Below are 13,872 nucleotides of genomic sequence, written 5' to 3' on the forward strand. Positions count from 1 at the left end.
CGCGACGACGAATCCTGTCGGCCGTGGGACGCCGCGGACCGATCCGAAACCGGTGAGTGTACTGTTAACCTGAGTTTCTTCCTGCGGTGTGTGTAGCGCACGCATTATACTCTCTCGGCGCAAACGGTCGGGCACGCGTCTCATGTCTCCCCTGAGCGACTCAGTCTACGTCGAAGCTCTCCACAGCGCGGACACACCGATGCTTCTGACAGATCTGAACTTCCTCATCAGGGACGTCAACCGCGCCGGGCGGGCGTTCACGGGGTACGGACGCGACGAACTGATCGACGAACCGGTGTCGATCATCGCCGGGACGACGGACGTCATCGACGAGATCGTCGAGACGCTCGTCCGCGGCGAGCCCTGGCGGGGTGACTTCGCCCTGCAGACGAAGTTCGGGACGCGCGTCTACGGCCGGGGGTCGGCCGCCCCGGTCGTCGTCGACGGCAAGACGAGAGGGTACGTGGCGGTGTTCGTCGACACGACGAAACAGCGGCGCTACGCGAGCACGTCGCGGGTGCTGAGCCGACTCCTTCGCCACGACCTCCGGAACGAACTCAACCTGCTGTACGGCTACCTCGACACGGCCAGCGAGAACACTGACGATCCCGAGGCGCTCGCGGCGCTCACGGAGGCCAGAGACCAGGTCGAGCGTATCGTCGGCCGATCGGACCAGGTCCGGGACCTCCGGGACCTCCTGGAGCAGTCGTACGACGCCGAGAGCCGCCCGGTTCGGCTCGGGGAGCTGCTCGAAGAACGAGTCGTCGCGGCCCGAAAGCGGTTCCCCGACGCGGAGTTCGACCTCGGACGGACGCCCGGGGTCCGGGTGTACGCCGACGACCTCCTCCCGGCCGCGTTCGACGCGCTCCTCGAGAACGCCGTCGTCCACAACGACAAGGACGTTCCCCGGGTCGAGATCGAGGCGCTGGATCGTCAGACCGACGTCGTCGTCCGGATCAGCGACAACGGTCCCGGCGTCCCGCCGGGGCAGGAAGACCTCATCTTCGGCCGCGAGGACGTCGATGTCGTCCACCACGGGACCGGCCTGGGCCTGTTCCTCGTCGACAGCATCATCAGCAACTACGACGGCACCGTCTGGGTCGAGGAAAACGAGCCCGAAGGGGCGGTGTTCGCCGTCCGCCTCCAGCACGCCTCTGACACCACGCTCGGCGAGAACCTCTCCGAACCGGTCTCCGAGGGCTGACCGGTTCGGGGCGATCCGGGCCACGAAGTCGAGTGGTGAACGGCCGGCCGGTAATGCTCGTCGGCCGTGTCGCTCGTTCGCGCCCCATCGTCAGTACCGTCCGTCCTCGCGGTCAACAGCACCGTCCTCGCCACCGCCGTTGTCGTCGCGCTCCACTGTCGACACCACCCGTGCCGGAACCCCCGCGACGGTCGCGCCCGCCGGAACGTCCCTGTCGACGAGCGAGTTCGCGGCCACCTGCGCGTCCGCGCCGATCCGAACACCAGGTAAAACGACTGCCCCCGCGCCGATCATCGCCCGCTCGCCGACGTGGACCTCGCCCGTCCGGTACTCCTCCTGGAGGAACTCGTGACAGAGGAGCGTCGCGTCGTAGCCGACGATGGCGTCGTCCTCGATGGTGACGAGTTCTGGCCAGAAGACGTCCGGCGTCGACTCCAACCCCCACGCAACCCCGTCGCCGACGGTCATGCCGAGCGCGCGGAAGAGGCGGTTTTTCAGGCGTAGGCTCGGTGAGACGCGCGCGAGGAGGACGACGGCGTAGTTCCGCGTGACGGCAACCGGCGACTTCGCGTCGGTCCACCGCATCAGCGAGTTCCCCCGCCCACCCGTCGGGTGGCGGGTGAGCCGGTCGTGGCGGCTATCGACCCTGCCGTGCTCGTCCGTCCCGTCACCCTCGCCGTCGCCGGTCGCGCCCGCGGCGTCGTCTGTCACGGCCGCGGCTTCGGCGGCGGCGGGCAAAAACCCCGGTGGGCCGCCCGTTCAGCCGCGCAGTCGGTTTACGTGGTCGATCCGTGCCTGGAGGAGGTCGTGCGTCCCGATGTCGTGGCGGATACGGAGGCCGTCGCCCGCGGCGGCGAGCGCGCCGTCGGCCACGCCCTCGGCCTGCTCGATGGTGTCGCCGACCCCGACGACGGCGAACGACCGCGAGGTGGTGGTGTAGATGCCGTCCTCGCGCTCATCGACCGAGGCGTAGAACAGGAGGGCGGTGCCGACGCTCTCCTCGTCCACCTTGATGCGCGCACCGGCGGCGGGGTCCGTCGGGTACCCCTCGGGAACGGCGTACTTACACACCGTCGCCTGCTCGTCGAAGTGCAGTTCAGGGAGGGAGTCGCCCTCGCGTGCGGCGGTCAGCACGTCGATGAACGGCGTGCGCAGGACGGGCAGGGTGTTCATCGCCTCCGGGTCGCCGAAGCGGGCGTTGAACTCCACGACCCTGGGGCCATCCGCGGTGAGCATGAACTGTCCGTAGAGGACACCTTTGTACTCCGGAAGGGCGTCGACGACGGCCTGGATGATCTCGACGGCGGCGGCGTAGTCGCCCTCGGTCATGAACGGGAGGTGGAGCGACGCGTCGGAGTACGACCCCATCCCGCCCGTGTTGGGCCCCTCGTCGCCCTCGTAGGCGCGTTTGTGGTCCTGCACCGCGGGCGTCACGCGCACGTCGCCGTCCGCGACGAACGCCTGGACGGTGAACTCCTCGCCGACGAGGCGCTCTTCGAGGACGACCCGGTCGTACGCCTCCTCGCGGAGGTACGCCTTCGCCTCCGCCTCGGTGACCTGGTCGCCGATGACCTTGACGCCCTTGCCCCCGGTGAGGCCGGCGGGCTTGACCGCGAGATCCCCGTTGTGCGAGTCGATGTAGTCGCAGGCCGCCTCCACGTCGTCGAACGTCTCGAACGCGGGACAGCCCGGGATGTCGTTGTCGCGCATGAACCGCCGCTGGAACGCCTTGTCCGTCTCGATGCGCGCCTCCTCCTTCCGTGGGCCGAACGTGTACACCCCGGCGTCGTCGAGCGCGTCCGCCACCCCGGCTTCGAGCGCCGACTCGGGACCGACGACCGCGAGCGTCGCGTCGATCGACTCGGCGTAGGCGACGATCTCCTCGACGGCCGTCTCGTCGACGACCTCGGTCCCCGCGGCGAGACGAGCGATCCCCGGGTTCCGGTTCGACGCGCAGGCGTACAGTTCGCAGTCCTCGGCCAGCGCGCGAGCGATCGCGTGTTCGCGGCCGCCTCCACCCACCAAGAGTACGGTTTCGGTCATAGTCGGAGGAGTTGAGCACTGGAGTGTAAAGGTTGCTTTTCGGACGAGCGAGGCTGTCCACGAACGTGCGTACACAGCCGACGCGTCCGGACCGAGCGCTTAATCTCTGTATGTGTGAATACGTGGTTCGTTCACACTTGTTGGAAAGCCGGAAACGGAGACCATGCCACACGCGCGTCACGCCGCCGTCGTCTGTCTCGTCGCCGCACTCTGTGTGACTGCCACGTTCCCGGCCGCCATGGGACACGAGACCTCCCCACCGTACCCTCAGTTGGAGCCGAACGACGAGTTCGACCGGGCGACTGAGATCGGTCCCCGAACGCTGCACGGACTGCGTCCGATCAAGCACACGTCGACGAGCCCGGGGTCGGAGATCGACGAGCCGAGCGGCTTCTGGACGATCGAGGACGAAGACGAGGACATCTACGCCGTCGACCTCGACCGCGGGGATCCCCTGCCCGTCACGCTGTACCACGACGGCAGCGACGGCAACCTCCGGTACACGGTCTACGATCCCTCGAAGAGCGAGGTGAGAACCGTCGATCCCGACGGAAACTGGCAGCGCACGGGTTCCGCGCTCGTCCGCACCGACCGGGCCATCCAGCGCGGAAACACGACTGTCACCGCACGGTGTGCCGGCACCTACTACGTCGAGGTCCGGAACGACGGGCCGACCCGTGCACCCTACCGCCTCGAAGTCGACGACCGGTTCGAACACAACGACGCACGCGGGACTGCCCCGACGCTCACGGAGGGAGCTTACGAGAACCTCACGGTCACTACCTACGACGAGGACTTCTACCGGCTCGACGTCGAAGCGGGCGAGACGATCGACGTCACTATCGACCTCACGACGCAGGCCCACTGGGAGCGAAGCCCCACCGTCAGACCCGTGCGTGTGCAGGACCCGATCACGGACGAGGAGTGGGCACCGTACAACCACGCCCGCTGGGACGAGCCGTCGTTTCAGTTCCGCCCGACGATCGGTGCGTCGAACCAGTCCGGCGACTACCGCGTCAACCCTGTCGACCAAGTGGCGTACGACGAACTCCACCGCGACAAGTCGTCGATCGACTGATCCCATCGACGGTGCCGCCGAGTGGGCCGGCAACAGCGCACGCTACACGCTCACCGTCACCCGCACTGGCGCACCATCGGAGCCGCCCGGATCGGACGGCGATGGCGACGACTCGTCGGACGACGTGCGTTCCGCGCTCGAACGGGTCGACGCACAGGCGGCGAACGACGACCTCGGGGTCGGGGTGTCCCAACTCGGGGGCGAAGTCGTCAACCTCCGCGTCGCCGACCGGGGGACGTACTCCTTCGAACTCGGCGAGAACCTCGAGGTCGAGGACGTCCGCGGCTGTGGCCGCGAGGACGCCACCCTCGACATCGAGACCGACCGCGGGACGGTTCACGAGATCGCGGAGAGCGATGCCCCGGGCCGGGAGATCGGCCGGGCGTACCGGCGCGACGACCTCCATGTCGAGGGGGTCGGGACCGTCGACGCCGTGAAGTGGACGGTTCTGAACCGCGCAGCGGACGCCGTCGACTGGACCCGTAGTCGAGCGGTCGCCGGGCGGCCGGTCCAACGGTCGGACTGGCCGCCTTTTAGGTAGCCCGAGCCCCAGGTTCGACCATGAGCGAACGCGCGGGCCGCAACCGACTCGACGAGGAGGAGAGCCCGTACCTCAGTCAGCACGCGGACAACCCCGTCCACTGGCAGCCGTGGGACGGCGACGCGCTCGAAGAGGCGCGCGAACGAGACGTGCCGATCTTCCTCTCGATCGGCTACTCCGCCTGTCACTGGTGTCACGTCATGGAGGAGGAGTCGTTCGCGGACGAGGAGGTCGCGGCCTTCCTCAACGACCACTTCGTCCCGATCAAGGTCGACCGCGAGGAGCGACCCGACATCGACTCGGTGTACATGACGATCTGTCAGCGCACGACGGGCCGGGGTGGCTGGCCGCTGTCGGTGTGGCTCACGCCCGACGGCCGGCCCTTTTTCGTCGGGACGTACTTCCCCCGACGGGCACGCCGGGGGATGCCGGGCTTTCTCGACCTGCTCGAACGCCTCGCGGAGTCGTGGGGACAGGATCGAGAGGAGATCGAGAACCGCGCAGACCAGTGGAGCGCACTCCTGCGCGACGAACTGGAGGAGACGCCCGACTCCCCGGGCGAGGTCTCCACCGAGGCGCTGGCGAACGCGACGAGCGCCGCGCTCCGCAGCGCCGACCGCGAGTACGGCGGCTTCGGCTCCACGGGACCGAAGTTCCCCCAGCCCACGCGGCTCGAACTCCTCATGCGCTCGTACGTCCGCACCGGTCGCGACGAGTGTCTGGCGGTCGTGACGAAGACGCTCGACGCGATGGCCGACGGCGGGATGTACGACCACCTCGGCGGCGGCTTCCACCGGTACGCCACCGACCGGGAGTGGGTCGTCCCCCACTTCGAGAAGATGCTGTACGACAACGCGCTGCTGCCGCGCACGTACCTCGGCGCGTACCAGCTCACGGGCACGGAGCGGTACGCGCAGGTCGCCCGCGAGACGTTTGCCTTTCTCGACCGCGAGCTCTCACACCCCGAGGGCGGCTTTTACAGCACGCTCGACGCACGCAGCGAGGGCGAGGAGGGGACGTACTACGTCTGGACGCCAGAGGGGGTCCACGACGCCCTCGACGACGCTACGCTGGCCGACCTCGTCTGCGACCGCTACGGCGTCACCCCCGGCGGCAACTTCGAGGGGAAGACCGTGTTGACGCTGGCAACGAGCCTCGCGGAACTCGCCGAGGAGTACGACTCGACGGCCGAGGACGTCCGCGAGCGACTCGACGACGCGCGCGCTCGGCTGTTCGACGCGCGCGAGCGACGGCCCCGTCCCGCCCGTGACGAGAAGGTGCTGGCGTCGTGGAACGGGATGGCGATCTCGGCGCTCGCCCTGGGCGGGCGGGTCCTCGACGACGCGTACGCCGAGCGCGCGAGCGAGGCGCTGTCGTTCGTGCGCGACCGGCTGTGGGTGCCGGACAGCGGGCTCGCCCACCGGTACAAGGACGGCGACGTGAAGGGACCGGGCTTCCTCGAGGACTACGCCTTCCTCGCCCGCGGCGCGTTCGACCTCTACCAGACCACGGGCGAGGTCGACCACCTGGCGTTCGCGCTCGACCTCGCCCGCACGATCGAAGCGGAGTTCTGGGACGAGGGGAAAGAAACGCTGTACTTCACGCCCGAAAGTGGCGAGACGCTCGTCACCCGTCCGCAGGAACTGTCTGACCAGTCGACGCCCTCGTCGCTCGGCGTGACCGTCGACCTGCTGTTCGCCCTCGACGGCTTCGCGCCCGACGCCGGGTTTTCGACCGTCGCCGAACGCGTCCTGGAGACGCACGCCAACCGCCTCCAGGGGAACCCGATGGAGCACGTTTCGCTCGCACTCGCCGCCGACACGTACCACCGCGGCGTCCTGGAACTGACGCTCGCGGCGGACTCGCTCCCCGACGCCTGGCGCGAGACGCTCGCAACCCGGTACCTCCCCGGGGCGGTGGTGGCCCGCCGGCCCGCGACGGACGAGGCTATCGAGCCGTGGCTTCGACGGCTGGATCTCGACGAACTACCGGCGGTGTGGGCGGGTCGGGACGCCCGCGACGGGCCGACGGTGTACGCCTGTGAGGGCTTTTCGTGTTCGCCGCCGCGGTCCACGGTCGAGGACGCACTCGCGTGGTTCGACGGCGCGGACGAAAACGAGTGAGGCTCAGTCGTCGGCTTCGACCGCGTCGGGCGCGAGACGTTCGGCGAGGAACACCGCGACTGGCACCTCGGCCTCCTCGACGAACCGGACGATCTCCGTGCCGTCGCGCTCGACGACGACCGTCGGGATGAACTCGATGCCGTACTCGTCGACGCCGGGACCGGCCTTCGATCCGTCGTCGTGCTTCTCGACGGGGTAGTGTTCGATCCGCTCGTCGGGGACCGCCGCGGCGTCGAGCGCCGCGCCGAAGTCGGGTAACTGCGCGCGGCAGTCCTTACACCAGTCGCCGCCCCACACCTTGAACACGAGACCCTCCTGTGAGAGCGCCTCGACGACCTCGGGGTAGGAGGCGGCGTCCCAGGCCGGGTTCGGCCGCATCGTCTCCAGTCTGTGGCTCATACGCACGGGTTCGGAATCGAGCGTCTTAACCCTGTTCAGCCGCGTCGACGGATCCGCCGCTGGCCGTCGTCGCCCGTGACGGCGATGTCGAACGGCTGGGTGATGGTGGCGATGGTCTGTTCGTCGTGCGCGGCCGGATCGACGGTGGCGGCGAGAACCGCCGTCTCGCGGTCGACCCGGCCACAGAGGACGTGGATGAACCGGAACGCGGCGTCGGCCGAGACGTGTTGGAGGAGGGTCGTGAGCGAGTCGATCCTGACGAACAGTGGGTCGTCGACGTCCCCGAGCACCTGTGTGAGCGCCACCCCGTACCCCGTGAGGTCCCCCGGCCCGGCGACCGTGTAGACGGGGACGTCGCCGACGGATCCGGCCTCGGCCGGCCCGACGAGCACGACGTCGTCAGCCACGTCGTCCGCGGCGGGGAGCCGTCCGAACCGGACGTCGGCCGTGACGATTCGACCGCTCCCGAGTCGGGCGGTCGCGTCGATCTCGGGCCGTTCGGCCACGGCCAAGGGGTCGCCGTGGACGAGCACCGACGACTCCTGGGGGCGCAGGCTGACAGCGCCGTCCGACAGCTCGGTCATGTTCACCCGTTGAAGGGAGAGGGGAGTATATAAAATCCGCCCTCTCGACGTCGAACCCCCACCGTCGCCGGGTCCGTCACCGGTTTACCATCGGGTAGTGTAGCGGACGACATGAACCGGAGCATCCTCGACACCATCGGGTCGCCGCTCGTCCGGGTCTCCTCACCCCCGGGAACGACGGTGGCGGCGAAGATCGAGTCGAAGAATCCGGGCGGCTCCGCCAAGGACCGCCCGGCACTGGCGATGGTCGAGGCGGCCGAGGACGCGGGCGAGATCGAACCCGGCGACGCCCTCGTCGAACCGACAAGCGGCAACACGGGGATCGGACTCGCCGTGGTCGCCGCGGCGAAAGGGTACGACCTCACGGTCGTCATGCCCGCGTCGAAGTCGCCCGAGCGGCGGGGAATCATGCGGGCGTACGGTGCGACGATCGAACTGGTCGACGGCGACATCTCGGCGGCGAAAGACCGCGCGGACGAACTCGAAGCCGAGGGAATGCACCAACTCAGACAGTTCGAGAATCCCGCCAACCCCGAGGCACACTACCGGACGACGGGCCCGGAGATCATCGAACAGGTCGACGGCCGGGAGATCGACGCCTTCGTCGCCGGTGTCGGCACCGGCGGCACCATCACCGGCACGGCTCGTCGGCTCCGCGAGGCCTTCCCAGAGATGGCGGTCGTCGCGGTCGAACCCGCCGACAACGCCGTGCTCTCGGGCGGCGAACCGGGGATCGACGACTTCCAGGGGATGGGCCCCGGCTTCGTCTCGCCGAACCTCGACGTCGACCTCCTCGACGACGTCGAGACGGTCACGATCGAGGAGGCAGAAGCAGAGTGCCGGCGACTGGCGCGCGAGGAGGGCGTCCTCGTGGGCCAGTCGAGCGGGGCCTCGAACCTCGTCGCCCGGCGCGTCGCCGAACGGCTCCTCGAACGCGGTGTCGACGACCCGCTCGTCGTGACGGTGTACTGGGACAGCGGCGAGCGGTACATGTCGACGGGGATGTTCGATGTCGACGAAGAGTCGGGCGAGAGTGGAGCCGAGACCGACTAACCGGCGTCGAACTCCGCGCTCGTCAGCCGGACGACGACCGTCTCCGCGACGTCGCGGAGGTCGTACTCCGGCAGTCCGCCGTCGATGCGCGAGGCGTACATCGGCTCGACTAACCGGCCGTCGTCGACGCCGAACACCGCGACGTACTCGTCCGTCTCGTCGGGGTCGAGGCGTCCGTCCCGCACCGCACTCGCCAGATCGCGGGAGAGCCACTCATCGGCGTCGATCGAGGGGTCGCGGACGAACGCCCGGTCGGCGAAGCGCACCAGATACCAGTTCAGATCGTTGAGGAGCGAGACGGCCGCACCCAGGCTGACGGTGTCGACGGCCACGCTGTTCTCGAACGGCTCGTCGAGGTCGTACGTCGCCAGCGCGGCCCGCGACGTCTCTCGGGAGAGCAGTTCGTACCGGAGGTTCACGTCATCGCTCCCGACGACACAGACCCGCGTCACGTCTCGGCGGAGACCGCCTGCGAGTAAAGTGGTTGCGGTCAGTCACGGCGCCAGATATCGACACACCGCGCCGAACAGAAGACGAACCGCTCGCGTTCGACGCTCCGTTTCTCGCCCGCGTCGTCCGGTCGCAGGAGTTCCATTCCGTAGTGGGTACCGGTCAGGTCGACGTCGGCCCCGCAGGCGGCGCACTCGGTGATCCCCTCACGCCAGGAGGCGTACGGACGCACGTCCTGAACGACCCAGTCCGGGCCGGGGCGGGGACGGGCGACGTGGCGCTTCGTGTGGGACATACTCCCCTGTACGAGCTACAGCTATGTAAATCCATTTTTGTGTGATCGTTCACCGTGTTTCAGATCGTATCTCGTGGAATAATCCGACTCGGTTAGCACTGTTCGTGTTCGGTCGGACGACATCTTCGATCTGTCAGGTCTCGTCGCTCCCGGGTTCCTCCTCGGCCACGGTCGCCTCGCGGGCGGCGGCGGCCGCGCGGTCGAGGAGGTCGTCCGGTTCGGCCGCCCGCACCGCGGCGCGGGCGGCGGCCGTCTCGGGGTGCGACGGCGCGACGCGCTCACAACCCACGGGGAGCGTCGCGTCGTCGAACGTCCCGATGTCACGCGCGCAGGCGACGATGTCGTCTTTGTCCCACGTCAAGAGCGGTCGGTAGACGGGGCAGTCGACGGCGGCGGCCGTGACCGCGAGGTTCGGGCCCGTCTGACTCGACTTCTGGCCCACCGACTCGCCCGTCGCGACGGCGTGTGCGCCCTCGGTCTCGGCGACGACTTCGGCCATCCGGAGCATCGCCCGGCGGAGCGAGAGCATCCGCGTGTCGCCGACCTCCCGCACCAGGCGCTCGACCACCGGTCCCCCGGGGACGACCCGGAGGCGGACGTCGGCGTTCGGCGCGCGCCGCCGGAGGCCGCGGACCGTCTCGGCCGCGCGGGCGCGGTGGTCAGCGCCGCCGTACGCCCCGATATCCACGTACAACGGCACGACACCGCAGCCACGCCGCAACAGTTGCCAGGCGGCGACGGGGGAGTCGATCCCGCCGCTCACGAGCGCGACGACGGTCCCCTGCGAGCCGACGGGAAACCCACCCGGGCCGTCGTACTGGACGGCGCTGACGAGGGCCCGCGCCTCGCGACAGTCGACCCGGTAACAGTGGTCGGGGTCGTCGAGGTCGACGGTGCCGCCGACGGCGTCGAGCACGGCGTCGCCGCCGACGCGTTCGATGTCGGCGCTGGTGAACGGGTGCGCGTCGGTCGGTCCCGCGCGTTCCCCACGGATCGCGAACGTCTCGTCTCGGGCGTGGTTCGCGGCCGTCCGGAGCGCCTCGGCGATGCTGTCGAGGGTCGGCTCGCGCTGCCGTGCCGGCCGCGCCCAGACGACCCCGGGGGTCTCGGCGGCGGCCCGGGCACGCCGGTCGAGTTCGGCGGTCGGCCCGTGGAGGTAGAGTCGCGACCACGTCCGCTCGACCGTCGCGTCGAGTCCACGGTCGGCGAGGACCGCGTCGAGGTTTACCGCAAGCCGATCGAGCAGTTTCGTCCGGACCGACGCGCTCTTGATCCCGATCTCGCCGTATCCGACGACGACGGTCGCGCTGGATACCACAGTCGACGTTATCTCCCCGCGGGCTTCAGCGTTTCCGGTCCGCGCCGCACGGCCCCGCACAGGCGAGCCTTCGTACCCCTCACCGGGGCTATGTAGCCCACTTCCGAATTCATATAAACCCTCTTGTGTGCTGAAGCCCTCTTATTACTCAACTGACGGCTCTCGCTCCCCCGCGCTCATGTCACAGAACGGCAACACACCCCCCGCACCGACCGCCGACACCGACGTCGACTTCGGCGACCCCGAGCTGTATCTGAACCGCGAACTCTCCGAACTCGCGTTCCAGCGGCGCGTCCTCCACGAGGCGCTCGACGAACGCAACCCGCTTCTCGAACGCGTCCGCTTTCTCGCCATCTTCACCAAGAACCTCGACGAGTTCTTCATGAAACGCGTCGGCGGCCTGAAACAGCAGGTCGACGCGGGCGTCACCGAGCGGACGGCCGACGGCCGTACCCCCTTTGCCCAGTGGACGGCGGTCCACGAGGTCGCCGGCCCGATGTTCGACCGGCAGTCGGCGTGCTACCGAGAGACGGTCCGCCCGGCGCTGGCCGAGGTCGGCATCCACGTCACCGACTACGACGATCTCACGGAGAGCCAGCGAGCGGAGATGCGGTCGTACTTCGAAGAGAGCGTTTTACCGACGCTGACGCCGCTGTCGTTCGACCCCGCCCACCCGTTCCCGTTCATCTCGAACCTCTCGCTATCGCTGGCGGTACTGACCCGGAAACCGGGGCAGACCGACCCGACGTTCACCCGGGTGAAGATCCCCCAGAACCGCCCCCGGCTGGTCGAGGTCGACGCCGATGTCGGCGACCCCGAACGCCGGTTCGTCCTCCTCGAAGAGGTCGTTCGCGCGAACCTCGACCTCCTGCTCCCGAACGTGGAGATCGTCGACACGGCGCTTTTCAAACTCACCCGGAACGCCGAGGTCCGGCGGAACGAGGAGGTCGCGGAGGACCTCATCGAGGTCATCCAAGAGGTGCTCGAACAGCGGCGGTTCGCCGCCGCGGTCCGGATGGAACTGGAGGCCGACGCCCCGGACCGGATCCGCGATCTGCTGATCGAGGAACTCGACCTCGTCGAGCGGGAGGTGTACGACGTCTCCGGGCCGATCGACTACCGCGAGTTCATGGCCCTCACCGAACTGGACCGGCCCGAACTGAAGCTCGACGACTGGTCGCCGCTCCCGCATCCGCGGTTGCCGAACTCGGAACGAATGCCGGAGGGGCCCGACGGGCGGAGCCACACCGTCTTCGACGAGATCCGCCGTGACGACGTGCTCCTCCACCACCCGTACCACTCGTTTACCGACACGGTCCAGCGGTTCCTCGACGAGGCCGCCCACGATCCCGACGTGCTCGCGATCAAGGCGGCGATCTATCGGACGGCGTCGGACTCGAAGGTGATCCAGTCGCTCATCGACGCCGCCGACAACGGCAAGCAGGTGGCGGTGATGGTCGAACTCAAAGCGCGGTTCGACGAGCAGAACAATCTCGAGTGGGTGCGCACGCTGGAGGAGGAAGGCATCCACGTCGCCTACGGGACGGTGGGGTTGAAGACACACACGAAGACCGCACTCGTCGTCCGCGAGGAGGCAGACGGCGTCCAGCTGTACTCACACGTCGCCACGGGTAACTACCACTCCGGTACGGCGAAGGGGTACGTCGACCTCGGACTGCTCACGGCGGACCGCGACATCGGCCAAGACCTGGTGAAAGTGTTCAACTTCTTCACCGGCCCCTCGCTCGACGAGCAGTTCCGCAAACTGCTCATCTCGCCGGTGACGATGCGACGGCGGCTCACGGAACTGATCCGCCGTGAGGCCGAACACGCCCGCGCCGGTCGCCGCGCCCGCATCGTGATCAAGGCCAACGCGCTCGAGGATCCGAGCCTCGTGCGGGAACTGTACTGCGCGTCGATCGCGGGCGTCGACATCGACCTCGTGATCCGCGACATCTGCCGGCTCCGACCGGGCCTCGACGGCGTGAGCGAGACGGTCGACGTCTACAGCATCGTCGACCGCTTCCTCGAGCACTCGCGCATCTTCTACTTCGAGAATGATGGGAACCCCCAGTACTACGTCGGCTCCGCGGACTGGATGACCCGCAACCTCGACAACCGGGTCGAGGCGGTCGCGCCCGTCTCCGACCCCGCTATCCGCGAACAGCTCCGATTCGTGCTCGACCTCTGTCTGCAGGACAACCGGTCGGCGTGGGTGATGAACGCCGACGGTACGTACGACCAGCGCCGGCCCGGCCCGGACGAGTCGACCGTCTGCACGCAGGAAGTCCTGATGGACCGCGCCCGTGCCGCACACGAGGCCGGCGACGACCGCGGCATCGTCCCCGAACACCCGGCCGTCGAGACGACCCTCCTGTGCGAGAGACCGGCCGACACGGCACCGGATACCGGCCCGTCGCTGGAGGCGGACGGAGAACACCGTTCCGACGCGGACGACACGGACGGCACCGACCCCGCGACCGAGGGTGAACCGAACGCCCACATGGCCTCGGGCGACGGGGGACGCGACCCAGACACCGTCGCCGACGGGGAGCTCCCGGCGGTGCTGGCCGACTACCCCGACCGCTGGTACGTCCCCGACAGCGACCGCTACGGGTTCGCGGTCCGGACGCCCGACGGCGGCCGCGACTACCGGAAGACGAGAGAGGCGGCGGCCGCCTTGGTGGAGCGGTACTGGGCGTAGTCAGTACGGGCCGAGCGTGGTCGACGGAGACCGACGGAGAAGAGTAGAGGGGTGACGTGTCCAAATGGATGGGCTGGGCC

General features: G+C 68.8%; 13 protein-coding genes. 6 read left to right on the forward strand and 7 right to left on the reverse strand.

Features of this window, described 5'->3' with window-relative positions:
- The first annotated feature begins 199 nt into the window (after window positions 1-199).
- Window positions 200-1,204, forward strand: a complete 1,005-nt coding sequence (locus NKJ07_RS05150; RefSeq protein WP_318569513.1) for a PAS domain-containing sensor histidine kinase — start codon at window positions 200-202, stop codon at window positions 1,202-1,204.
- Between the two features lie 90 nt (window positions 1,205-1,294).
- Here the strand turns inward: NKJ07_RS05150 and NKJ07_RS05155 are convergent, their stop codons facing one another.
- Together NKJ07_RS05155 and purD are read right to left on the reverse strand one after the other, a co-directional pair.
- A complete protein-coding gene (locus NKJ07_RS05155; protein ID WP_318569514.1) occupies window positions 1,295-1,915 on the reverse strand; it encodes an acyltransferase in 621 nt (206 codons plus the stop codon).
- A gap of 48 nt (window positions 1,916-1,963) precedes the next feature.
- Complete coding sequence (gene purD, locus NKJ07_RS05160) at window positions 1,964-3,247, reverse strand: phosphoribosylamine--glycine ligase (RefSeq protein ID WP_318569515.1); 1,284 nt, start codon at window positions 3,245-3,247, stop codon at window positions 1,964-1,966.
- 163 nt (window positions 3,248-3,410) lie between these two features.
- On the opposite strand from purD, the gene NKJ07_RS05165 reads away from it, so the two are divergent.
- The 3 genes from NKJ07_RS05165 (at window position 3,411) to NKJ07_RS05175 (ending at window position 6,989) form a co-directional block, all read left to right on the forward strand.
- Window positions 3,411-4,325, forward strand: coding sequence for a hypothetical protein (locus NKJ07_RS05165; protein ID WP_318569516.1), 915 nt, complete (start codon window positions 3,411-3,413; stop codon window positions 4,323-4,325).
- Between the two features lie 124 nt (window positions 4,326-4,449).
- Window positions 4,450-4,866 carry a hypothetical protein gene (locus NKJ07_RS05170; protein WP_318569517.1) on the forward strand — a complete coding sequence of 139 codons (417 nt, stop codon included), beginning with the start codon at window positions 4,450-4,452 and terminating at the stop codon, window positions 4,864-4,866.
- Between the two features lie 20 nt (window positions 4,867-4,886).
- Window positions 4,887-6,989: a thioredoxin domain-containing protein gene (locus tag NKJ07_RS05175; protein ID WP_318569518.1), complete on the forward strand. Its 2,103-nt coding sequence runs from the start codon at window positions 4,887-4,889 to the stop codon at window positions 6,987-6,989.
- A 3-nt stretch (window positions 6,990-6,992) separates the two neighbouring features.
- Here NKJ07_RS05175 and NKJ07_RS05180 read toward each other — a convergent pair whose 3' ends face one another.
- Together NKJ07_RS05180 and NKJ07_RS05185 are read right to left on the reverse strand one after the other, a co-directional pair.
- Window positions 6,993-7,388: a thioredoxin family protein gene (locus NKJ07_RS05180; protein ID WP_318569519.1), complete on the reverse strand. Its 396-nt coding sequence runs from the start codon at window positions 7,386-7,388 to the stop codon at window positions 6,993-6,995.
- Between the two features lie 35 nt (window positions 7,389-7,423).
- Complete coding sequence (locus NKJ07_RS05185) at window positions 7,424-7,972, reverse strand: DUF7504 family protein (RefSeq protein WP_318569520.1); 549 nt, start codon at window positions 7,970-7,972, stop codon at window positions 7,424-7,426.
- 111 nt (window positions 7,973-8,083) lie between these two features.
- Between NKJ07_RS05185 and NKJ07_RS05190 the strand changes: the two genes are divergently transcribed.
- A complete protein-coding gene (locus NKJ07_RS05190; RefSeq protein ID WP_318569521.1) occupies window positions 8,084-9,025 on the forward strand; it encodes a PLP-dependent cysteine synthase family protein in 942 nt (313 codons plus the stop codon).
- On the opposite strand, the gene NKJ07_RS05195 is transcribed toward NKJ07_RS05190, so the two are convergent.
- The 3 genes from NKJ07_RS05195 to NKJ07_RS05205 form a co-directional block, all read right to left on the reverse strand.
- On the reverse strand, window positions 9,022-9,477 hold the full coding sequence (locus NKJ07_RS05195; protein WP_318569522.1) for a DUF5804 family protein: 456 nt from the start codon (window positions 9,475-9,477) through the stop codon (window positions 9,022-9,024). The genes NKJ07_RS05190 and NKJ07_RS05195 overlap by 4 nt on opposite strands.
- A gap of 38 nt (window positions 9,478-9,515) precedes the next feature.
- Entirely contained in the window at window positions 9,516-9,770 is a 255-nt protein-coding gene (locus NKJ07_RS05200; RefSeq protein ID WP_318569523.1) for a hypothetical protein, read from the reverse strand.
- Window positions 9,771-9,903: 133 nt separating this feature from the next.
- Window positions 9,904-11,088: a tRNA sulfurtransferase gene (locus tag NKJ07_RS05205; protein WP_318569524.1), complete on the reverse strand. Its 1,185-nt coding sequence runs from the start codon at window positions 11,086-11,088 to the stop codon at window positions 9,904-9,906.
- Window positions 11,089-11,266: 178 nt separating this feature from the next.
- On the opposite strand from NKJ07_RS05205, the gene ppk1 reads away from it, so the two are divergent.
- On the forward strand, window positions 11,267-13,792 hold the full coding sequence (gene ppk1 / locus NKJ07_RS05210; RefSeq protein ID WP_318569525.1) for a polyphosphate kinase 1: 2,526 nt from the start codon (window positions 11,267-11,269) through the stop codon (window positions 13,790-13,792).
- Window positions 13,793-13,872: the final 80 nt, after the last annotated feature.

This window comes from Salinigranum marinum, assembly GCF_024228675.1.
Classification (GTDB): Archaea; Halobacteriota; Halobacteria; order Halobacteriales; family Haloferacaceae; genus Salinigranum; species Salinigranum marinum.

What these genes read in the sequence shown, in the direction of transcription:
- NKJ07_RS05150 (WP_318569513.1), top strand. Translation starts at nt 200, where the DNA reads ATGCTTCTGACAGATCTGAACTTCCTCATCAGGGACGTCAACCGCGCC.
- purD (WP_318569515.1), bottom strand. Translation starts at nt 3,247, where the DNA reads ATGACCGAAACCGTACTCTTGGTGGGTGGAGGCGGCCGCGAACACGCG.
- NKJ07_RS05165 (WP_318569516.1), top strand. Translation starts at nt 3,411, where the DNA reads ATGCCACACGCGCGTCACGCCGCCGTCGTCTGTCTCGTCGCCGCACTC.
- NKJ07_RS05175 (WP_318569518.1), top strand. Translation starts at nt 4,887, where the DNA reads ATGAGCGAACGCGCGGGCCGCAACCGACTCGACGAGGAGGAGAGCCCG.
- NKJ07_RS05180 (WP_318569519.1), bottom strand. Translation starts at nt 7,388, where the DNA reads ATGAGCCACAGACTGGAGACGATGCGGCCGAACCCGGCCTGGGACGCC.
- NKJ07_RS05185 (WP_318569520.1), bottom strand. Translation starts at nt 7,972, where the DNA reads ATGACCGAGCTGTCGGACGGCGCTGTCAGCCTGCGCCCCCAGGAGTCG.
- NKJ07_RS05190 (WP_318569521.1), top strand. Translation starts at nt 8,084, where the DNA reads ATGAACCGGAGCATCCTCGACACCATCGGGTCGCCGCTCGTCCGGGTC.
- NKJ07_RS05200 (WP_318569523.1), bottom strand. Translation starts at nt 9,770, where the DNA reads ATGTCCCACACGAAGCGCCACGTCGCCCGTCCCCGCCCCGGCCCGGAC.
- ppk1 (WP_318569525.1), top strand. Translation starts at nt 11,267, where the DNA reads ATGTCACAGAACGGCAACACACCCCCCGCACCGACCGCCGACACCGAC.